This window comes from Amycolatopsis sp. NPDC049691 (assembly GCF_040675005.1).
In the GTDB taxonomy this organism is placed as follows: Bacteria; Actinomycetota; Actinomycetes; order Mycobacteriales; family Pseudonocardiaceae; genus Amycolatopsis.
In genome coordinates this window covers 68,061-86,647 of the sequence record NZ_JBFANX010000006.1, presented here as the reverse complement: position 1 = coordinate 86,647, position 18,587 = coordinate 68,061, and the positions used below count along the sequence as shown (strand labels likewise).

Annotated in this window: 22 protein-coding genes and 1 pseudogene; 16 read left to right on the top strand and 7 right to left on the bottom strand. The window is 70.5% G+C overall.

Features of this window, described 5'->3' with window-relative positions; translation table 11 throughout:
* Window positions 1–55: 55 nt before the first annotated feature.
* Window positions 56–1,330, top strand: a complete 1,275-nt coding sequence (gene murA, locus AB0J40_RS15515; protein ID WP_364452798.1) for a UDP-N-acetylglucosamine 1-carboxyvinyltransferase — start codon at window positions 56–58, stop codon at window positions 1,328–1,330.
* A 1-nt stretch (window position 1,331) separates the two neighbouring features.
* Here murA and AB0J40_RS15510 read toward each other — a convergent pair whose 3' ends face one another.
* Window positions 1,332–1,925, bottom strand: a complete 594-nt coding sequence (locus AB0J40_RS15510; protein ID WP_364452795.1) for a TetR/AcrR family transcriptional regulator — start codon at window positions 1,923–1,925, stop codon at window positions 1,332–1,334.
* Window positions 1,926–2,025: 100 nt separating this feature from the next.
* Between AB0J40_RS15510 and AB0J40_RS15505 the strand changes: the two genes are divergently transcribed.
* From AB0J40_RS15505 to AB0J40_RS15495, 3 genes are read left to right on the top strand one after another with little or no spacing between them, the layout of a single operon-like run.
* On the top strand, window positions 2,026–2,445 hold the full coding sequence (locus tag AB0J40_RS15505) for a nuclear transport factor 2 family protein (RefSeq protein WP_364453665.1): 420 nt from the start codon (window positions 2,026–2,028) through the stop codon (window positions 2,443–2,445).
* A complete protein-coding gene (locus tag AB0J40_RS15500; RefSeq protein ID WP_364452793.1) occupies window positions 2,438–3,256 on the top strand; it encodes an ergot alkaloid biosynthesis protein in 819 nt (272 codons plus the stop codon). Before AB0J40_RS15505 ends, AB0J40_RS15500 begins: the two co-directional genes overlap by 8 nt.
* Entirely contained in the window at window positions 3,253–4,443 is a 1,191-nt protein-coding gene (locus AB0J40_RS15495) for an alpha/beta fold hydrolase (protein WP_364452790.1), read from the top strand. Before AB0J40_RS15500 ends, AB0J40_RS15495 begins: the two co-directional genes overlap by 4 nt.
* Here AB0J40_RS15495 and AB0J40_RS15490 read toward each other — a convergent pair.
* Genes AB0J40_RS15490 through AB0J40_RS15480 form a run of 3 tightly spaced genes read right to left on the bottom strand, consistent with a single transcriptional unit; the run spans window position 4,440 to window position 6,310 of the window.
* Window positions 4,440–5,054, bottom strand: a complete 615-nt coding sequence (locus AB0J40_RS15490) for a LysE family translocator (RefSeq protein WP_364452788.1) — start codon at window positions 5,052–5,054, stop codon at window positions 4,440–4,442. The genes AB0J40_RS15495 and AB0J40_RS15490 overlap by 4 nt on opposite strands.
* Before the next feature lie 9 nt (window positions 5,055–5,063).
* On the bottom strand, window positions 5,064–5,687 hold the full coding sequence (locus tag AB0J40_RS15485) for a LysE family translocator (protein ID WP_364452785.1): 624 nt from the start codon (window positions 5,685–5,687) through the stop codon (window positions 5,064–5,066).
* Complete coding sequence (locus tag AB0J40_RS15480) at window positions 5,687–6,310, bottom strand: LysE family translocator (protein WP_364452783.1); 624 nt, start codon at window positions 6,308–6,310, stop codon at window positions 5,687–5,689. Before AB0J40_RS15480 ends, AB0J40_RS15485 begins: the two co-directional genes overlap by 1 nt.
* A gap of 78 nt (window positions 6,311–6,388) precedes the next feature.
* On the opposite strand from AB0J40_RS15480, the gene AB0J40_RS15475 reads away from it, so the two are divergent.
* The 4 genes from AB0J40_RS15475 (at window position 6,389) to AB0J40_RS15460 (ending at window position 10,041) form a co-directional block, all read left to right on the top strand.
* The gene (locus tag AB0J40_RS15475) at window positions 6,389–6,868 is read left to right on the top strand and encodes a hypothetical protein (protein WP_364452781.1); all 480 of its coding nucleotides are present in this window, start codon (window positions 6,389–6,391) and stop codon (window positions 6,866–6,868) included.
* A gap of 9 nt (window positions 6,869–6,877) precedes the next feature.
* Window positions 6,878–7,387 carry a PH domain-containing protein gene (locus AB0J40_RS15470; protein WP_364452778.1) on the top strand — a complete coding sequence of 170 codons (510 nt, stop codon included), beginning with the start codon at window positions 6,878–6,880 and terminating at the stop codon, window positions 7,385–7,387.
* Between the two features lie 59 nt (window positions 7,388–7,446).
* Window positions 7,447–7,941: a hypothetical protein gene (locus tag AB0J40_RS15465; protein ID WP_364452776.1), complete on the top strand. Its 495-nt coding sequence runs from the start codon at window positions 7,447–7,449 to the stop codon at window positions 7,939–7,941.
* 84 nt (window positions 7,942–8,025) lie between these two features.
* Window positions 8,026–10,041 carry a protein meaA gene (locus tag AB0J40_RS15460; RefSeq protein ID WP_364452773.1) on the top strand — a complete coding sequence of 672 codons (2,016 nt, stop codon included), beginning with the start codon at window positions 8,026–8,028 and terminating at the stop codon, window positions 10,039–10,041.
* Here the strand turns inward: AB0J40_RS15460 and AB0J40_RS15455 are convergent.
* Entirely contained in the window at window positions 10,034–10,576 is a 543-nt protein-coding gene (locus tag AB0J40_RS15455; protein WP_364452771.1) for a cysteine hydrolase family protein, read from the bottom strand. The two genes, AB0J40_RS15460 and AB0J40_RS15455, sit on opposite strands and share 8 nt — an antisense overlap.
* 71 nt (window positions 10,577–10,647) lie before the next feature.
* Here AB0J40_RS15455 and AB0J40_RS15450 point away from each other — a divergent pair, with 71 nt between their 5' ends.
* The 4 genes from AB0J40_RS15450 to AB0J40_RS15435 all read left to right on the top strand — a co-directional run bounded on the left by AB0J40_RS15450 (window position 10,648) and on the right by AB0J40_RS15435 (window position 13,407).
* Complete coding sequence (locus tag AB0J40_RS15450) at window positions 10,648–11,628, top strand: helix-turn-helix domain-containing protein (protein WP_364452769.1); 981 nt, start codon at window positions 10,648–10,650, stop codon at window positions 11,626–11,628.
* Complete coding sequence (locus tag AB0J40_RS15445; RefSeq protein WP_364452766.1) at window positions 11,610–12,377, top strand: enoyl-CoA hydratase-related protein; 768 nt, start codon at window positions 11,610–11,612, stop codon at window positions 12,375–12,377. Before AB0J40_RS15450 ends, AB0J40_RS15445 begins: the two co-directional genes overlap by 19 nt.
* Before the next feature lie 68 nt (window positions 12,378–12,445).
* Complete coding sequence (locus tag AB0J40_RS15440; RefSeq protein ID WP_364452764.1) at window positions 12,446–12,946, top strand: TetR/AcrR family transcriptional regulator; 501 nt, start codon at window positions 12,446–12,448, stop codon at window positions 12,944–12,946.
* Window positions 12,943–13,407 carry a DUF2867 domain-containing protein gene (locus AB0J40_RS15435; RefSeq protein ID WP_364452761.1) on the top strand — a complete coding sequence of 155 codons (465 nt, stop codon included), beginning with the start codon at window positions 12,943–12,945 and terminating at the stop codon, window positions 13,405–13,407. Before AB0J40_RS15440 ends, AB0J40_RS15435 begins: the two co-directional genes overlap by 4 nt.
* Here the strand turns inward: AB0J40_RS15435 and AB0J40_RS15430 are convergent.
* Complete coding sequence (locus tag AB0J40_RS15430; RefSeq protein ID WP_364452760.1) at window positions 13,379–13,924, bottom strand: NUDIX hydrolase; 546 nt, start codon at window positions 13,922–13,924, stop codon at window positions 13,379–13,381. The genes AB0J40_RS15435 and AB0J40_RS15430 overlap by 29 nt on opposite strands.
* A 37-nt stretch (window positions 13,925–13,961) precedes the next feature.
* Here AB0J40_RS15430 and nucS point away from each other — a divergent pair, with 37 nt between their 5' ends.
* Together nucS and AB0J40_RS15420 are read left to right on the top strand one after the other, a co-directional pair.
* Window positions 13,962–14,621 carry an endonuclease NucS gene (gene nucS, locus AB0J40_RS15425; protein WP_285985896.1) on the top strand — a complete coding sequence of 220 codons (660 nt, stop codon included), beginning with the start codon at window positions 13,962–13,964 and terminating at the stop codon, window positions 14,619–14,621.
* A gap of 1 nt (window position 14,622) precedes the next feature.
* Window positions 14,623–14,829 (top strand): DUF1653 domain-containing protein, encoded by a 207-nt coding sequence (locus tag AB0J40_RS15420; protein WP_364452757.1) that lies wholly within the window; start codon window positions 14,623–14,625, stop codon window positions 14,827–14,829.
* Between the two features lie 2 nt (window positions 14,830–14,831).
* Here the strand turns inward: AB0J40_RS15420 and AB0J40_RS15415 are convergent, their stop codons facing one another.
* Window positions 14,832–15,524: a ribosomal protein L7/L12 gene (locus AB0J40_RS15415; RefSeq protein WP_364452755.1), complete on the bottom strand. Its 693-nt coding sequence runs from the start codon at window positions 15,522–15,524 to the stop codon at window positions 14,832–14,834.
* A gap of 409 nt (window positions 15,525–15,933) precedes the next feature.
* On the opposite strand from AB0J40_RS15415, the pseudogene AB0J40_RS15410 reads away from it, so the two are divergent.
* Window positions 15,934–16,709 (top strand): annotated as a pseudogene (locus tag AB0J40_RS15410) (hypothetical protein).
* Between the two features lie 172 nt (window positions 16,710–16,881).
* Window positions 16,882–18,579 (top strand): sodium:solute symporter family protein, encoded by a 1,698-nt coding sequence (locus AB0J40_RS15405; RefSeq protein ID WP_364452752.1) that lies wholly within the window; start codon window positions 16,882–16,884, stop codon window positions 18,577–18,579.
* The last annotated feature ends 8 nt before the right edge of the window (window positions 18,580–18,587 follow it).

Genomic DNA, 18,587 nt, shown 5'->3' with positions numbered 1-18,587 from the left:
ACCATAGCGGCCCCCGCCCGGGCCGAATCCGGGCGAGAGGGCATGATTGGCGGCCATGAGCGAGCACTTCGACGTGCATGGCGGAGCCCGGCTGGTCGGCGAGGTCGACGTGGTCGGCGCCAAGAACAGCGTGCTGAAGCTGATGGCCGCGGCCCTCCTCGCGGAGGGCACCACGACCATCACGAACTGCCCGCAGATCCTGGACGTCCCGCTGATGGGCGACGTGCTGCGGAGCGTCGGCTGCGAGGTCGTCATCGAGGGCGACACCGCCACCATCACGACGCCGGCCGAGCTGTCGCACCGCGCGGACTCGGCCGCGATGGGCAAGCTGCGCGCGTCCGTGTGCGTGCTGGGCCCGCTGGTCGGGCGGCTGAAGCAGGCCGTCGTGGCGCTGCCGGGCGGCGACGCGATCGGCTCGCGCCCGCTGGACATGCACCAGAACGGCCTGCGCAAGCTGGGCGCGACGAGCACGATCGAGCACGGCTGCGTCGTCGCGAAGGCCGAGACGCTGGTCGGCGCGCAGATCTGGCTGGACTTCCCGAGCGTCGGCGCGACCGAGAACATCCTGATGGCGGCCGTGCTGGCCGAAGGCACCACGGTCATCGACAACTGCGCGCGCGAGCCCGAGATCGTCGACATCTGCACGATGCTCACCGAGATGGGCGCGAAGATCGAGGGCGCCGGGACGTCGACGCTGACCGTGCACGGCGTGGAGCAGCTGCACCCGACCACCCACAGCGTGATCGGCGACCGGATCGTCGGCGCGACCTGGGCGTTCGCCGCCTCGATGACCCGCGGCGACATCACCGTCCGCGGGGTCAACCCGCACCACCTCGACCTGGTGCTGAACAAGCTGCAGCTGGCCGGCGCCGAGGTGGAGACCTACGACGACAAGGGCTTCCGCGTGGTCCAGCCGGAGCGCCCGAAAGCGGTCGACTGGGTGACGCTGCCGTACCCCGGCTTCGCGACCGACCTGCAGCCGTTCGCGGTGGCGCTGTCTGCGGTGTCCGAAGGCACGTCGATGATCACGGAGAACGTCTACGAGGCACGCTTCCGGTTCATCGAGGAGATGGTCCGGCTGTCCGGGGACGCGCGGACCGACGGGCACCACGCGGTGGTGCGTGGGGTCGAGACGCTGTCGAGCGCGCCGGTCTGGGCGTCCGACATCCGCGCGGGTGCCGGCCTGGTGCTGGCCGGCCTGTGCGCGGACGGCGTCACCGAGGTCTGGGACGTCTTCCACATCGACCGCGGCTACCCGCACTTCGTGGAGAACCTGAACCGGCTGGGCGCGAACATCAAGCGCGTCACCGGCGACCCCGAGCGGAAGTGAGTCAGGCCCCCTGCGCGCCCAGCGCGCGCAGGGCCAGCTCCACCAGCCGATCCACGTAGTCCGGCTCCGCTTCCGCCCGGCGGACCACCAGGCGCCAGTAGATCGGCGCGGCCAGGACGTCGAGGGCCATCTCCAGGTCGAGGTCCTCGGGCAGCTCGCCGCGCGCGATCGCGCGGCGCAGCATCACCTCGCCGGCCTCGCGCCGGAGCCCGCCGATGTTCTCGCGCGTGCTACGCGTGCGGTCGGGATTGCGCGCGTCCTCCGCGACCAGGTCCGGCAGGATCCGTGAGAACAGCGGGTGCGTCAGCCAGTCGATCAGCGCGTGCATCGTTTCGCGGAGGTCGCCGCGCAGCGACCCGGTGTCGACGACGGCCGCGCGGGTCACGCTGAACTCCGTGACCACCGCGGCGATCATTTCGTCCTTCGACTTCCAGCGCCGGTAGAGCGCGCTCTTGCCGACGCCGGCGCGTTTCGCGACCGCTTCCATGGACAGCCGCCCGTAGCCCTGTTCGGCGAGCTCGTGCAGGACCGCGTCGGTGATCGCCTGCGTGACCTCGGGCTGGAGGACCGCGGCGCCGGTCGGGGTGCGTGCCATGCGCCGCAGTCTAGCGGGTGGACGAGACGGTACCGTCCCGACTATATTGACGTCGGGACGGTACCGTCTCGTCCAAACGTTGAAGGAGGCTCCGATGGGACTGCGAGACCTCGTCGATCACGGGATCGACCTGCTGCTCGAGCACGACATGGCCGGGTTCGCCGGACTGTGGGCCGAGGATGGCGTCCTGGAGTTCCCGTTCGCCGGCCCGGGCTACCCGAAGCGCGTCGAAGGGCGCGAAGCGATCACCGAATACCTGCGCGACTACCCGAACCTGCTGGACGTCCGCGAGGTCGTCGCCAAGACGGTGCACGAAACGACCGACCCGGCCGTGGTCGTCGCCGAATTGACCGTCGCCGGGGTCGTGGTGGCCACGGGCAAGCCGTACGAACTGTCGTACATCGCCGTGATCACCGTCGAGGACGGTTTCATCCGCCACTACCGCGACTACTGGAGCCCGCTCGCCGCGGCGGAGGTCCTCGGCGGCGCCGACGAGCTGACGGCGGCCTTCGGTGGGTGACGTCCTGGTGCTCGGCGGCACCGGCACCACGGGAAGCCGGGTCGTCACCGGCCTGCGGGCCGCGGGGTTCACGGCGCGGGCGGCCACGCGCAAGCCGGGTGAGCCCGGCCAGGTCCGGTTCGACTGGGCCGACCGGTCGACGCACGCGGCCGCGCTGCGCGGGGTGTCTGCGGTCTACCTGCTGCCGCCGATCGGCGAGGTCGCGCCGGCCGGGCTCGTCGAGCCGTTCCTGGACGACGCGCTCGCGGCCGGTGCCCGCCGGGTCGTGCTGCTCAGCTCGTCGGCCGTCACGGCGGACACCCCCGGGCTCGGCGACCTGCAGCGGCTGGTGCGCGCGGCGCCGGAGTGGGCCGTGCTGAGGCCGTCCTGGTTCATGCAGAACTTCACCGGGGAGCACCTGGTCGCCCAGGGCGTGCGGGACGGCGAGATCGTCACGGCCACCGGCGACGCCCGGGTCGCGTTCGTCGACGCGGGCGACATCGCGGCGGTCGCCGTCCGCGCGCTGACCGACCCCGAACCGCACAACACCGAACACGTCCTGACCGGGCCGTCGGCGCTGAGCTACGCCGAAGCCGCGGCCGTCATCGCCGCACGCACCCACCGTCCGGTGCGCCACCGCGCGGTGAGCACCGCCGAGTTCGCCGCTCGCCTGACCGCGTCCGGGATTCCGACGGAGTTCGCGGCGGTGCTCGCCGCGCTCGACGAGGACATCCGGCACGGCGCCGAAGACCGCGTCACCACGGCCGTCGAAGAGGTCACCGGCCGGCCCGCCCGCTCGTTCGAAACCTTCGTGGAAGAGGAAATCCGATGAAGCAGATCCTGTTCGAAGAAGACCCGCAGTTCTGGTTCGAGACGCTGCGCCTGTTCGGCCACGCGACCTACGGCGGTTCGGACTTCGGCGAGGTGCTCGCCGCCGCGTCGACCGTGACGGCCGGCGACTACGACGGCTGGCACGACGCCTACCGCGCCCTGGCCGACCGGTTGTACGCCGAAGCGGCTGACGCCGGCCCGGTCACCGCGCGGGATCTGCTGCTGCGCGCGTCGACCTACTACTTCTCGGCGGAGTTCTTCCTGCACGGCGACCCGGCGGACCCGCGCATCGCGTCGGCGTACGACCGCAGTGTCGAGTGCTTCCGGCGCGCGGGGGTCGCGGAACCGATCGAAATCCCTTACGAGGGAACGGTTTTGCGTGGGTACTTCTACCGCGCGCCGGGCGACGGGCCGAAGCCGCTGCTGCTGATCCACAGCGGCTTCGACGGCAGCGCCGAGGAGTGCCACTTCATGGGCGCCGCGGCGGGTGCTTCGCACGGTTACCACGTGCTGACGTTCGACGGTCCCGGCCAGCCGAGCGCGATCCGCCGCGAGAAGCTCGTGTTCCGGCCGGACTGGGAGCACGTCGTGACGCCGGTGGTGGACTTCGCGCTGGGGCTCGACGGGGTCGACCCGGCGCGGATCGCCTTGCTGGGCATCAGTTTGGGTGGCGTGCTGGCCCCGCGCGCGGCGGCGTTCGAGCACCGCTTGGCGGCGGTGGTCGCGGTCGACGGCGTGTACGACGCGGGGTCGGCGGTGACGCGGATGCTGCCGTGGCCGCGCGAGGAGATCGTCCGCCGGGCGCGGGCCGCGGAGGACGCGGAGTTCGACGCGATCCTCGCCGCGGGCCGCGAAGCCAACTCGACGCTGCGCTGGGCGTGCGACCACGGCCGGTACGTGCTGGGCGCGTCGACGGACCGCGAGTTCGTCGCGAAGTACCTGGAGTACACCCTGGAAGGCGGCATCGCGGAGAAGATCGAGTGCCCGACGCTGGTGTGCGAAGCGGCGGACGACCTGTTCTTCGCCGGGGAGACGGAAACCGAGCCGCGGCGGCTGTACGACCACCTGAAGGCACCGAAGACGCTGATGACGTTCACGGCGGAGGAGGGCGCGGACGCGCACTGCCACGTCGGCGCCCAGCGGCTCGCGACCGGCCGGATCTACGAATGGCTGGACCGGACGCTTTAGCCTTCGAAGACGAGTGCCGCCCCGAAGCCGAACAGCGCGGTACCGGTGACGCCGTCGAGGGCGCGGCGAACCCGGCGCCGCAGCAGCCAGGCCCGGATGCGGTGCACCCCGGCGACGATGACGAGCTGCCAGAGCGTGGCGAGCACCCCGACCGTGCCGGCGAGCACCAGCGCCTCGGCGATCGTCGAGCCGGGGGTGAGGAACTGCGGCAGCATCGACAGGTAGAAGACGAGGACCTTCGGGTTGGTGAGGTTGCAGAGGAAGCCTTCACGCCACCGCCGGCCACTGCCGGACCTGGTTTCTTCGAGGGCCGGGTAGTCCCCGCGTTTCGCGGCGATGAGGGCTTTGACGCCGAGGTACCCGAGGTAGGCGGCGCCGGCCCAGCGAAGGGCGAGGAAGACGGGTTCGGAACGCACGATGACGGCACTGAGCCCGAGCGCGGCGGCGAGGCCTTGGACGAGGTTTCCGCTGCCGATGCCGAGCGCGGTCAGCACTCCGCCGCGCCGGCCGCCGGCGAGCGAGTTCTTGAGCACCAGGGCGGTATCCGGCCCCGGCACGATGAGCACGAGCACGACGAAGAGCACGTAAGCGCTGTAGGTTCCCCAGGTCATCGTTCCAGGTTAGGACTCCAGGGCGAGCGCCGTGCCGAATCCCAGAAGCGCCATGCCGGTCGCGCCGTCCATGGCGCGGCGGACGCGGCGGCGCTCCAGCCACCCGCGGACCCGGTGCACGAACAGCAACAGCAGCACCTGCCACACCACGCCGAGCGCCGCGACCGTGTAGGCCAGCAGCAGCGAGTCGGCGAACGTCGACGCCGGCGTGAGGAACTGCGGCAGCACCGACAGGTACAGCACGATCACCTTGGGGTTGGTGATGTTCGACAGGAACCCCTCGCGGAACCGGCGGCCCCGGCCGCCGCGGGCGCGGCGGGCGTCGTCGAGGGCTTCGTAGTTCCCGCGCCAAGCCCCGCGCAGGGCCTGGATCCCCAGGAACACCAGGTAGGCCGCGCCCAGCCACTTCACGGTCTCGAACAACGGCTGGTAGCGGGTGATCACCGCGCCCAGCCCGAGCGCGACCGCCGTGCCCTGCAGGAAGTTCGCCACGCTGATGCCCGCGCACGCCCAGCCGCCGCCGCGGGCGCCGCCCGTCAGCGCGTTCTTCAGGACGACCATCGTGTCCGGGCCCGGCATCATCGCCAGGAACGCCATCATCCCGGCGAACCCCAGGTAGGTGCTCCACGTCATCAGGACTCCAGGGCGAGGGCGGCGCCGAACCCGAGCAGCGCGGTGCCGGTGACGCCGTCCAGCGTACGGCGGACCCGGCGGCGGCCCAGCCACTCGCGCACGCGGTGCACGAACAGCAGCAGCACCAGCAGCCACAGCCCGCCGAGCACGGCGACGGTGTAGGCCAGCACGAGCGAGTCGCCGACCGTCGACGACGGCGTCAGGAACTGCGGCAGCACCGACAGGTACAGCACCAGCACCTTCGGGTTCGTGACGTTGGAGAGGAACCCCTCGCGGAACCGCCGGAACCCGCCGCCGCGGCGGCGCTGCGCCTGGCCGACGACGTCGTAGTTGCCGCGGAACGCGCCGCGCAGCGCCTGGAACCCGAGGAAGCAGAGGTAGGCCGCACCGGCCCACTTGAGCGCGAGGAACACCGGCTGCGACCGCGCGATCAGCACGCCGAGCCCGAGCGCGGCGGCGCTGCCCTGGACGGCGTTGCCGGCGAAGATGCCCAGCGAGGCGAGCAGCCCGCCGCGGAACCCGCCCGACAGCGCGTTCTTCAGCATCACCATCGTGTCCGGACCGGGCGCGAGCACGATCAGGACGACGATGACCAGGTAACTCCCGTAAGCACTCCACGTCACGGCTGTCCACGCTAATCGACGGATCTCGGTCCGGTCTCGCGGATTTCCGTCACACCGTTCGCCGCGTACGTTGGGTGCGTGTACCGGGGGGAACTGCGGCTCGAAGACGGCGAAAACCTGCTCTGGCAGTGTTCGCCGCGCCCCGAGCCGGCCGAGGAGCGCAACAGGGCCGTGCTGGTGGCGCTGACCGTCGGCTGGGTCCTCGCGATCGTCGTGTTCGTGAGCCTCGGGCAGTCGACGTTCGGCGCGGTCCTCGCGGTGCTCGGCATCGTGTCGGCGGGCTGGTCGGAGTATTCGCGGCGCCAGGGCGCGGACCTGGTCGAGTACTTCGTCACCGACCGGCGGATCGTCGTCGACAGCGACGAGGAGGGCCGGTTCGGCCGGCTCGAGTACCGCATCGGCCGGCTGGCGGAGCCGGAGCTGCAGCGGCATGCCGACGGCACCGGCACCATCACCTTCGCGGGCGGCCCCACACTTCGCGCGATCGACCACGCACAGAGGGTGTACGAGCACCTACAGCGCGCTCGGAACTCGGCGGGAGAGGCCCCGGCGGAGTAGTGTTCGGCCATGTCAGCAGGGGAAATCGAGCTTCTGCCCGGTGAGCGCGTGCTCTGGGCGGGAGAACCGGTCCAGCGCCCGTTCTACGTCGCCGCGGACGGGGTGATCGCCCCTGCCGGACTCATCCTCGCCGTTGCCGCCCTGTGGTTCCTGCTCGCGAAGCAGCCGAGCGGGGGCGCCATGGCCGGAGCGGTCGTCGTGCTGGTGATCGGGTGCTACGGCGCCGTCGGCCGGTCCGCCGTGCGGTACCTGGCGCTCGGCCGCACGACCTACGCGGTGACCGACAGCCGGATCATCGCGCGCTCGGGCTTGTTCCGGCAGAAGGAACGCTCGAGCGAGCTGGCGGGACTGGCGGAGCCGGTGCTCAAGCCGGGCCCGTCCCGCACGGGCACCCTGTCCTTCGCCGGGCCGGGAACCGTGACGCTGATGGGCATCGGCGAGTCCAAGCGCGTCCGCGACCTGCTCGTCAAGGCGATCGAGGAGGCCAAGTCCCGCCAGGCGCCGCCGGAAGCGGCCTGAGGGCAACCGCCATGGCCAGCCGAAGCGTCACCCCGGCAACGAGCGCTGGGGAGGTCGCGGTGGAAGAGCCGGTCATCGTCCTGCAGCCGGGTGAGCGGCTGCTGTGGTCGGGGCGCCCGCGACGGGTCGTACCGACGGGTTTCGAGTGGTACCGCCTCCTCTTCGGCTCGGTCCTGGTGTCGGTGGCGTTCGCCGCGCTCGGCTCCACCTTCGTCATCCCGGCGGCCCTCGGGTTCGCTGTCGTCTGGGGGCCGGTGCTCTGGCGGCTGTGGACGACGCATCGCGCGGTGTACGCGGTGACCGACCAGCGGGTCGTCGTGGCCGACCGCATCTCGGGCCACACCCGCAAGTGGCTGGACCTGACCACCCCGGCGGTCACCTCCCTCCGCGGCGACGGCCTCGGCACGCTCACCTTCCACCCCCTGCCCGAGACCGTGGACATCCTCGGCTTCGGCTTGCCGAAGCGGAACCAGCCGCTCCCGATCGCGCTGTTCGCCGTGCCGGAGGCCGACCGGCTCCGCGAGCTGATCGCGCAGGCACAGGCCGTGGACTGAGTCACCCGGACGTGTCCGATTGCACTGCCCCGCGAAGTTACCGGTCGGTACACTCGACGAAACGTCCACCGCCGGAGGTGCCCAGTGCCGTACCCAACGGACCGCGAGCGAGACCGACCGTGGGTGATGCGTACGTACGCGGGGCACTCCTCCGCGGCCGCGTCGAACGAGCTCTACCGGCGCAATCTCGCGAAGGGCCAGACCGGGCTTTCGGTCGCCTTCGACCTGCCCACCCAGACCGGCTACGACCCCGACCACCAGCTCTCGCGCGGTGAGGTCGGCAAGGTCGGCGTGCCCGTGTCGCACATCGGCGACATGCGACGGCTCTTCGACGGCATCCCGCTCGCCGAGGCCAACACGTCGATGACGATCAACGCGCCCGCCATGTGGCTGCTCGCGCTGTACGTCTCCGTGGCCCGCGAGCAGGCCGAAGCCGAAGGCCGGGACGTCGACGAAGTCCTCGCGAAGCTCACCGGCACCACGCAGAACGACATCATCAAGGAATACCTGTCCCGCGGGACCTACATCTTCCCGCCGGGGCCGAGCCTGCGGCTGATCACCGACATGATCGCGTGGACCGTGCACCACGTGCCGAAGTGGAACCCGATCAACATCTGCAGCTACCACCTGCAGGAAGCCGGCGCGACGCCGACGCAGGAGGTCGCCTACGCGCTCTGCACCGCGATCGCCGTGCTCGACGCCGTCCGCGACTCCGGGCAGGTGGACGCGGCCGACATGGCCAAGGTCGTTGCGCGGATCTCGTTCTTCGTCAACGCCGGGGTCCGGTTCGTCGAGGAGATGTCCAAGATGCGCGCGTTCACCGCGCTCTGGGACGAGCTGACGCGCGACCGTTACGGCGTAACGGATCCGAAGGCGCGGCGGCTGCGCTACGGCGTCCAGGTCAACTCGCTCGGGCTCACCGAAGCCCAGCCGGAGAACAACGTCCAGCGGATCGTGCTGGAGATGCTCGCGGTGTCGCTGTCCCGCGGTGCCCGCGCCCGCGCGATCCAGCTGCCCGCCTGGAACGAGGCGCTCGGCCTGCCCCGGCCGTGGGACCAGCAGTGGGCGCTGCGGATGCAGCAGGTGCTCGCGTTCGAGACGGACCTGCTGGAGTACGAGGACATCTTCGACGGCTCGCACGTCATCCAGGCCAAGGTCGACGAGATCATGGCCGGCGCGCGCGAGGAGATCGCGCGCGTGCAGGACCTCGGCGGCGCGGTCGCCGCCGTCGAGAGCGGCTACATGAAGTCGCAGCTCGTCGCGTCGCTCGCCGAGTACCGCCGCGGGATGGAGAACGGCGAGCGGATCCTGGTCGGGGTCAACAAGTTCGAGACGACCGAGCCGTCGCCACTGCAGGCCGAGGGCGCGAAGGCGATCGAGACGATCGACCCCGCGGTCGAGAAGGCCGCCGTCACGGCGATCGAGGAGTGGCGCACCCAGCGCGACAACGAGGCCGTCGAGCGTTCCCTGACCGCGCTGAAAGAACGGGCGCGGACAACGGAAAACCTCTTCGAGGCCACTGTGGACTGTGCGCGGGCCGGCGTGACCACCGGCGAGTGGGCCGGCGCGCTGCGCGAGGTGTTCGGCGAATACCGGGCGCCCACCGGGGTTTCCGCGGCCGCCGCGGGCGGCGGTGACCCGCAGCTCGAGCGGGTGCGCGAACGTGTCCGCGCCACCGAAGCCGAACTCGGCGAACGGCTGCGCATCCTCGTCGGCAAGCCGGGGCTCGACGGCCACTCCAACGGCGCAGAGCAGGTCGCCGTCCGGGCGCGCGACGTCGGCTTCGAGGTCGTCTACCAGGGCATCCGGCTGACCCCCGAGCAGATCGTCGCGGCCGCGGTGCAGGAAGGCGTGCACGTCGTCGGGCTCTCGGTGCTGTCCGGCTCGCACCTGGAGGTCGTCCCGCACGTCGTCGACGGCCTGCGCGCCGCGGGCGCCGGTGACGTGCCGGTGATCGTCGGCGGGATCATCCCGCCGGACGACGCCGCGCTCCTGACCGAACGCGGCATCGCCCGGGTGTTCACGCCCAAGGACTACGAGCTGACCGAGATCATGGACGGCATCGTTTCGCTGGTCCGGGAGCGCAACGGGCTCAGCTGAGCCCGGCCAGGACGTCCTTTGTGGACTTCACGGTGGCGAACTGGTTCGCCAGGTTCGCCGCCGTGACGCGGTACAGCTCGTCCGCGGTCACCTCCGGGAGGTCGAACGTGAACGTGGCGTCGAGGGCGAAAGTGACGTCGTAGCCGAGGTTCCCGCCCATCCGCGCGGTGGTTTCGCAGCAGAAGTTCGTCTGGATTCCCGCCACGACGATGCTCGTGATGCCACGCTTGCGCAGCCACGCGTCGAGGTCGACGTCGCCGAGGAACGCCGAGTTCACCTTCTTGCCGAACACGAGGTCCGGCCGGGCGCCGTCGAGCTCCGGCTTGAAGTCGTTGCCCGGTTGACCGGGCCGCAGCGGCGAATCCGGCTTCGCCGAGTCGTGGTGCACGAGCACGACGGGCAGCCGCCGCTCCTGCCACGCGTCGAGCAGCGCCTTCATGTTGGCTTCGGCGCCGGGGTTGTTGCGCGGCCCCCAGAAGCCCGCCTCGTCGAACCCGCGCTGGACGTCGATCAGGATGAGTGCTGTTTCGGTCATGGCGTCGAGTTTCGCGACCTTTCCGCGTGCAGGGGAGTGGCAGAAGACGCGCGATGCGGTACTTTTCTGCCATGCGCACGATCGGCGTTCTGCTGCTGCCGGGCACCCGGATGTTCGACCTCGCGGTGATCGGCGAGGTCTGGGGCCAGGACCGCACCGACAGCGGGATCGGCCCGTTCACCGTGCGGTTGTGCAGCCCGGGCGGGGCGCGCACCGCCGTGGCGCCGTTCGGTGACGTCGCGGCCACGCACGGGCTCGCCGGGCTCGACGGCTGCGACCTCGTGCTGGCACCGGGCCGCGACGACCCGCTCGCGCCGGTGCCGGCCGCCGCCGTCACCGCCCTGCGCCGGGCCCACCGGGACGGGCGCACGGTCGCGGGGCTGTGCTCCGGCGCGTTCACGCTGGCCGCCGCCGGTCTCCTCGACGGCCGCCCGGCGACGACGCACTGGCGCGACTTCGACGCCCTCACCCGCGTCGCGCCGCAGGCGGACCTGCAGCGCGACGTGCTCTACACCGACGACGGCGGCGTCCTGACGTCCGCCGGCGTCGTCGGCGGCCTCGATCTGTGCCTCTACCTGGTTCGCCGCGACCACGGCGCGGAGGTCGCCGCTCGGCTCGCCCGGCGCTTGGTGATGCCGCCGGCACGCGAGGGCGGGCAGCGGCAGTACGTCGACAGCCCGCTGCCCTCCGCGGCCCAGCCGGGTTTGTCGTCCACAATGGACTGGGCGCTGGCGCGGCTCGGTGACGGCATCGGCGTCGAGGACCTCGTCGGGCACGCGCGGATGAGCGAACGGACGTTCCACCGCGAGTTCGCCGCGGCCACCGGCGTGACGCCGGGCCGCTGGCTGCGCGTCCAGCGCGTCCGCCTCGCGCAGCAGCTCTTGGAGACGACGTCCCTGCCGGTCGACCGCGTGGCGGAGCGGTCCGGGCTGGGAACCGCGGCGAACCTGCGCCGCCGGATGCACGCCGAGGTCGGCGTCGGCCCGGACAGCTATCGGCGCACATTCCGGTCCGGAGGGGCTACGGTCGGGGAATGTACGAGCACCTTCTGATGAGCCGGGACGGCGACACCGTCACGATCACGATGAACCGGCCGGAGCGGCGCAACTCGCTGTCCGCGGACCACCTCGCCGAACTGCTCTCCGCGTTCCACACGGCGGGGACGTCCGACGCGACCGGCGTCGTGCTGGCCGGCGCGGGACCGGTGTTCTCCGCGGGGCACGACTTCGGCGACGTGGCCAAGCGCGACCTGATGGGCGTGCGCGAGCTGCTGACCTTGTGCACCGACCTGATGAAGACCATGCAGTCGATCCCGCAGGTGGTCATCGCGCGGGTGCACGGCCTGGCCACCGCGGCGGGCTGTCAGCTCGTGGCGTCGTGCGACCTGGCCGTGGCCGCCGAGTCGGCGGGCTTCGCGCTGCCGGGCGGCAAGGGTGGCTGGTTCTGCCACACGCCGGCGGTGCCGGTGGCGCGTTCGATCGGCCGCAAGCGGCTGATGGAGCTGGCGCTGACCGGGGACGTCATCGACGCGGCGACCGCGCTCGACTGGGGCCTGGTCAACCGGGTGGTGCCCGACGAACAGCTCGACGACGCCGTCGGGGACCTGCTGTCGCGGGCGACGCGCGGGAGCCGGGCCAGCAAGGCGATGGGCAAGGTGACGCTCTACGCCCAGCTAGACCGCCCCGAAGCCGACGCGTACGCGATCGCGCTGGAGGTCATGGCGTCGGCGTCGCAGCTGCCCGGCGCCCGCGAAGGCATGGCGGCGTTCCTGGAGAAGCGCAAGCCCTCCTGGCCCGACTGAGCGTCGCTTCCACGTGAAAGCGACGCTTCTCGCTGTCCGCTCGCCGTACCATACGGTATGGTATGGCCATGGCGGGGAAACGGGACTGGCTGGACGCGGGGTTGGTGCTGCTGGCGGAGCAGGGCGCGCCCTCGGTCACCATCGAGCGGCTGACCGAGCGGCTCGGCCTCTCGAAGGGCTCCTTCTACCACCACTTCAAGGGCATGAGCGGCTTCCGCACGGCCCTGCTGGCGCACTTCGAGACCGAGCGCACGACCCGGTTCATGGAGCAGGCCGACGCCGCGCCGGACGACCGCCTCGGCGCGCTGCTGAAGCTCGTCCTCGCGCCGGGACCCGGCCTCGGGCTGGAGATCGCCGTCCGGGCGTGGGCGCTGCAGGACGCCGAGGCGAGGGCGGTCCAGGAGCGCGTCGACCGGACGCGCGTCGCCTACCTGACCGAGGTCAGCGGCGACGCCGGCCTGGCGCAGGCGCTGTACCTGATCGTCGTCGGCGCCGGGCAGGTCGTGCCGCCGCTGTCCGGCCGGCAGCTCAAGAACGCGTTGGAACTCGTACTGGGGAGACGGACATGACCGAACCTTTCGCCGACGGCGCGGACTACGTCGAATTCAAGGAGGTCGAGAGCGAGAACAGCCTGCGCGAGTTCGTCGCGGGCGTGTTCGGCTGGTCGCCGGCCTGGGTGAAGGCCCTGTTCGGCGTCCGGTACCTGCTCGCCAAGGCGCTGCGGCTGGAGACCGCGTCCGTGCCGCGCACGGGCCGCCTCCGGCCCGAGGACGTCGGGTTCGCGCCGGGCGACCGGGTCGCGTTCTTCACCGTCCGGGCCGGCGACCCCGAGCGCTACCTCGTCGCCGGTGTCGACGACAGTCACCTGACCGGGTACCTCACGGCCGAAGCGATCCCGGGCGGGTTCCGGCTCGGCACGCTAGTGCACTTCCACAACCGCGTCGGCCCGGCCTACTTCGCCCTGATCAAGCCGTTCCACCACCTGGTGATCCGGGGGATGCTCAAGGCCGGTGCCGCTCGGCCAGCATGAGCTGCGCCCACGCGGCGATCGACTGCGCGTCGGTGATCTCGCCGGCCAGGATCATCTTCTCGAGGTCCGCGCGGGAGAACCACGCGCTGCGCATGTCCTGCTCCTCGTGCTCGCGTTCGGGCTCGCCCTCGGTGATGTCGGTGGCGAGGAACGCCCAGCCGCGCTGGCTGCTCATCCCGGCGGCGACGTCCAGCTTGCCGAGCAGGGTCATCGTGCCGGCGCGCAGGCCCGTCTCCTCGCGCAGCTCGCGCGCGGCGAGTTCGGCGGGCGGCACGTCGGCGAGGTCGGGCGCGGTGCCCTGCGGGAACTCCCAGCGCCGTTCGCCCAGCGGGTAGCGGAACTGCTCGACCAGCCGGAACCGGTCGCCGTCCTGGGCGATGACCAGTGCGTAGTCCGGCTTGTCGATGACGCCGTAGATGCCGGCCGAGCCATCCGCACGGCGGATGTCGTCCTCGCGCACGGTCATCCAGTTGTTCCGGTACACCTCGCGGGACGCGACACGCTGAATGGGGTCCACGCGCCCAGTATCACCGACCCTGTCCTACCCTCCTCGGGTGCGTCTCGTGATCGCGCGGTGCCAGGTCGACTACGCCGGCCGGCTCACCGCCCACCTGCCGATGGCCACCCGCCTGCTGCTCGTGAAGTCCGACGGCTCGGTGTCGGTCCACTCCGACGACCGTGCGTACAAGCCGTTGAACTGGATGAGCCCGCCCTGCTGGCTGATCGAGGACGGCAAGCTCTGGATCGTCGAGAACAAGCAGGGCGAAAAGCTGGTGATCTCCATCGAGGAGGTCTTCCACGACTACTCGCAGGCACTGGGGGCGGAGCCGGGCCTGCAGAAGGACGGCGTGGAGGCGCACCTGCAGGAGCTGCTGGCCGAGCACATCAAGACCCTGGGCGACGGCTACACGCTGGTCCGCCGCGAGTTCCCGACGGCGATCGGCCCGGTCGACATCATGGCCCGCGACGCGGACGGCCGTTCGGTGGCGGTGGAGATCAAGCGCCGAGGCGAGATCGACGGCGTCGAGCAGCTGACGCGGTACCTGGAGCTGCTGAACCGCGACCCGCTGCTGGCACCGGTCCAGGGGGTGTTCGCGGCCCAGATCATCAAACCGCAGGCGCGAACGCTGGCGGAGGACCGGGGAATCCGCTGCTTGACGCTGGACTACGACGAGCTGCGCGGCATCGAGTCCGACGAGTTCCGGCTGTTCTGACGTGGAGCCCGGTCGGTACGTCCACTACAAGGGCGGGGAGTACGAGGTCCTCGGGGTGGCTCGCCACAGCGAGACCGAAGAGCGGCTGGTGGTGTATCGGGCGCTGTACGGTTCGCGGGGGTTGTGGGTGCGTCCGGAGGCGATGTTCGCGGAGACGGTGGAGACGGCTTCCGGTCCGGTACCCCGGTTCCGGCGGGTGTCGGGCTGAGGTCACAGCAGTTCGACGGTCGCGCCCGCGTCTTCGAGCCTTTCCCGAGCGGCTTCGGCCTCCGCCACCGGCACCTGCTCCAGCAGGATCGATGGGGTGCCGGTCACCAGTTCCTTGGCATCGATCAGGCCGATGCCCCGCACGAGGTGCCGGACCGCCCGCACGACTTCCACCTGACGGCCGCCCGCGTCGAGCAGTGCGACGTCGAATCGCTCCTCGCTGCTCCACGCTCGGCTTTCCGTGCTGTGGGCCGCGGTGGGGTGCGCGCTGAGGTGGTTCAGCCGGTCGGCGAACTCCCGTGCCACGTCCGCGGCGTCCGGATGCTTGCGGAGGCTGACCGCTCGTTCGAGTCTCGTCCCCGGCCCCTCGATGACGAGGTTCGCCTCGGTGTCGTACTGCTCCTTCTTGACTGCCAGCGCGAGGATTCCGAGGAACAGCACCCTGGGGACCGTGACGCGTCCGGTCCGGGAACTCCGGATCTCGACCCGCGCGGACAATCCCGTCAAGGGATGGCGAAGGGCCCGGTCGCCGGCGCCTTCGAGGACCGCGTTTTCCGTCAGCCGCAGGCCTCCGAAGATCGCGATGACGCCGTCCGCCAGGTCCTCATGCGCTGTTGTGGCGGAGCGCATGAGCTGCCAGCCCGCGGCGCCGGCGAGGATCGCCGCGAGGAGCAGGACAACGGCCCACGATGACATCGGCTCTCCTCTCGGTGGCGCTGCCGGGTGGCTGCGATGCACAGGAGTCGCCCGGCCCCGCCTGGCTGTTACTGAAACACCGATACCGAATCGATGCCTGATTCCGGTATCTCGTTTCCCCGTCGATTACTCCGCAAGGAAATCGTTGACCCGATCGGTCGGCGGGACGTTATCCAGCCCATTCTTACCTGGCTTTATGCGCTGTTCGGGTGAGTTCCGGATCCTTTCCCGCCGTCGGGTGGCACACTTATTTCCGAGGGGTTCCGCCGGTGCGTCCGGCGTGGCCGGAGGGTGGTGTGCTCGGCCGTCTTTCTTTGTCGTGCCCAGGTTTCAGTCCGCCTTCGAGCTCGTTGTGCGCCACTTCTTCCGGCCGGTGTGCGCGCTTTTCGCCTGCACGGAGGAGGAAGTCATGCGTTATCGCCCACTCGGTTCCGATCCCGCCGATCCGCGGCTGGGGCGGTTCGTTCCGGACGACTGGCGGCACGTCGAACGGTATCCGCTGACCGCGCTGTCCGAGGCCGACCGGCCCACCCGGGCGCCCGTCGTCATCGGGGTCAACTGGTACTCCGCCTTCGACGCGCCGGAGCAGGACAAGGCCTCCGGTGAGTTCTTCATCGCCAAGGCCGGCGTCAAGAAGCTCGGCCGGATCCGCGGTGGGCACTGCGTCTGCCTCGAACCGGGTGGCACGCCGGACACCGACGCCTGGTACGCGTTCTACGACCAGGGCAAGGAAGGCGCTGCGTCGGCTTCGGGTGGTCGCGCTGCATGTCGCTCTTCAACGGCAGCGAGTACACCGCCCGCTGGCTCTGGGACGCGGCCAAGAAGCGGGACGAATGGCCCGAAACCAACCCCGGCGACGACAACGGCACGTCGGTCCGGGCCGCCGCCGAGGTGCTCAAGGAAGCCGGGCACGTCCTCTGGGACGAGTCGTACCAGAACGACGACTGGCAGGCGCGCGAGAAGTACGTTCCCGAGGCCAAGCAGGGCATCAAGGCCTTCCGCTGGGCCAAGTCGGTCGACGACGTGCACTCCGTCCTGGCCAACCCGCGGGCCGACGAGCTCGGCGCCGTGCCGCTGCTCAACTCGTGGGGCCCGGGCTACCCGCACCGCACCTACCTGCCCGACGACGTGCTCGCCAAGCTGATCGACGAAGAGGGCGAGATCGGGGTCCCGACCGACCGCTGACCCCTGCTCGAAAGAGGGCGCGTTTCCCCAGGTCACGGCCTGGGGGACGCGCCCTCTGACCATTTTGGACACGTCAGCGTGCCGACCCTGAATCCATGCAGTACTGTCCGGATCCGACAGGACAGTGGTGATTCCTGTGGGTTGTTGTCCAGTTTGAAAAGAGGTGGGTCGGGTGCTCGTCCTAGCCGATGCGAACCTGCGACTCGACGCGAGCGCGATCGACTACATCGAGTTGGCGTTCTACTTCGTCCTCGTGCTCGGCATCGGGTACCTGGCGCGCCGGCAGGTCTCCAGCAGTCTCGACTTCTTCCTGTCGGGCCGGTCGCTGCCCGCCTGGGTCACCGGCCTGGCGTTCATCTCGGCGAACCTCGGCGCGGTCGAGGTCATGGGCATGTCGGCCAACGGCGCCCAGTACGGCCTGCCGACCGTCCACTACTTCTGGATCGGCGCGATCCCGGCGATGCTGTTCCTCGGCATCGTGATGATGCCGTTCTACTACGGCTCCAAGGTCCGCAGCGTCCCCGAGTTCATGCGCCGCCGCTTCGGCAAGCCCGCGCACCTGGTCAACGGCATCAGCTTCGCCGCGGCCCAGATCCTGATCGCGGGCGCGAACCTGTTCCTGCTGGCCAGCGTGGTGAACCTGCTGCTCGGCTGGCCGCTGTGGGTGTCGATCATCGTCGCCGCCGCGATCGTGCTCTCCTACACCGCGCTCGGCGGCCTCTCCGCGGCGATCTACAACGAGGTGCTGCAGTTCTTCGTGATCGTCATCGCGCTGGTGCCGCTGACGATCATCGGCCTGGTCAAGGTCGGCGGCTGGCAGGGCCTGGTGGACAAGGTGACCAACAGCCCGGGCGGCACCGCACAGCTGCACTCCTGGCCGGGTGACAACCTCACCGGCTTCGGCAACAACCTCCTCTCGATCCTCGGCATCGTGTTCGGTCTGGGCTTCGTGCTGTCGTTCGGCTACTGGACGACGAACTTCGTCGAGGTCCAGCGCGCGATGGCGTCCAAGAGCATGTCCGCGGCGCGCCGCACGCCGATCATCGGCGCCTTCCCGAAGATGCTCGTGCCGTTCATCGTGATCATCCCCGGCATGATCGCCGCGGTCAGCGTGTCCGAGTACGTCAAGGACAAGCAGATCCTGCTCGACGGCGGCAAGGCGCCCAGCGGCGTCACGTTCAACAACGCGCTCCTGCTGCTGATGCGCGACCTGCTCCCGAACGGCATGCTCGGCATCGCGATCGCCGGCCTGCTCGCCTCCTTCATGGCGGGCATGGCGGCCAACCTGAGCTCGTTCAACACCGTCTTCACCTACGACATCTGGCAGACCTACATCCAGAAGGACCGGCCGGACGGCTACTACCTGCGCCTCGGCCGCGTGGTGACGTCGGTCGGCACGATCCTCGCCATCGGCACCGCGTTCATCGCGTCGAACTCCGGGAACATCCTGAACTACCTGCAGGACCTGTTCTCCTTCTTCAACGCGCCGCTGTTCGCGACGTTCATCCTCGGCATGTTCTGGAAGCGGATGACCCCGCACGCCGGCTGGAGCGGCCTGGTGCTCGGCACCGCGTCCGCGATCACGGTGTGGGGCCTGTCGCAGGCGGGTGTGCTCGGGCTCAAGGGCCAGGGAACCAGCTTCGTCGCCGCCGGGACCGCGTTCGTGGTCGACATCGTGGTGAGCGTGGTGGTGTCGCTCGCGACCCGGCCGAAGCCGGACGAAGAGCTGGTCGGTCTCGTCTACTCGCTGACCCCGAAGGAAACGCGCAAGCACGACGACACCGGCGAGAACGCGGGCTGGTACCGCAAGCCGGGCCTGCTCGCGGGCATCGTGCTCATCCTGACCATCGCCCTCAACGCGATCTTCTGAGGAGGCCG

Excerpts from the sequence above, each read along its gene's own strand:
- AB0J40_RS15435 (WP_364452761.1), top strand. The coding sequence starts at position 12,943 with ATGACCGAACCTTTCGCCGACGGCGCGGACTACGTCGAATTCAAGGAG.
- AB0J40_RS15485 (WP_364452785.1), bottom strand. The coding sequence starts at position 5,687 with ATGACGTGGAGCACCTACCTGGGGTTCGCCGGGATGATGGCGTTCCTG.
- AB0J40_RS15490 (WP_364452788.1), bottom strand. The coding sequence starts at position 5,054 with ATGACCTGGGGAACCTACAGCGCTTACGTGCTCTTCGTCGTGCTCGTG.
- AB0J40_RS15510 (WP_364452795.1), bottom strand. The coding sequence starts at position 1,925 with ATGGCACGCACCCCGACCGGCGCCGCGGTCCTCCAGCCCGAGGTCACG.
- AB0J40_RS15440 (WP_364452764.1), top strand. The coding sequence starts at position 12,446 with ATGGCGGGGAAACGGGACTGGCTGGACGCGGGGTTGGTGCTGCTGGCG.
- AB0J40_RS15455 (WP_364452771.1), bottom strand. The coding sequence starts at position 10,576 with ATGACCGAAACAGCACTCATCCTGATCGACGTCCAGCGCGGGTTCGAC.
- AB0J40_RS15415 (WP_364452755.1), bottom strand. The coding sequence starts at position 15,524 with ATGTCATCGTGGGCCGTTGTCCTGCTCCTCGCGGCGATCCTCGCCGGC.
- AB0J40_RS15445 (WP_364452766.1), top strand. The coding sequence starts at position 11,610 with ATGTACGAGCACCTTCTGATGAGCCGGGACGGCGACACCGTCACGATC.
- murA (WP_364452798.1), top strand. The coding sequence starts at position 56 with ATGAGCGAGCACTTCGACGTGCATGGCGGAGCCCGGCTGGTCGGCGAG.
- AB0J40_RS15450 (WP_364452769.1), top strand. The coding sequence starts at position 10,648 with ATGCGCACGATCGGCGTTCTGCTGCTGCCGGGCACCCGGATGTTCGAC.
- AB0J40_RS15470 (WP_364452778.1), top strand. The coding sequence starts at position 6,878 with ATGTCAGCAGGGGAAATCGAGCTTCTGCCCGGTGAGCGCGTGCTCTGG.
- AB0J40_RS15495 (WP_364452790.1), top strand. The coding sequence starts at position 3,253 with ATGAAGCAGATCCTGTTCGAAGAAGACCCGCAGTTCTGGTTCGAGACG.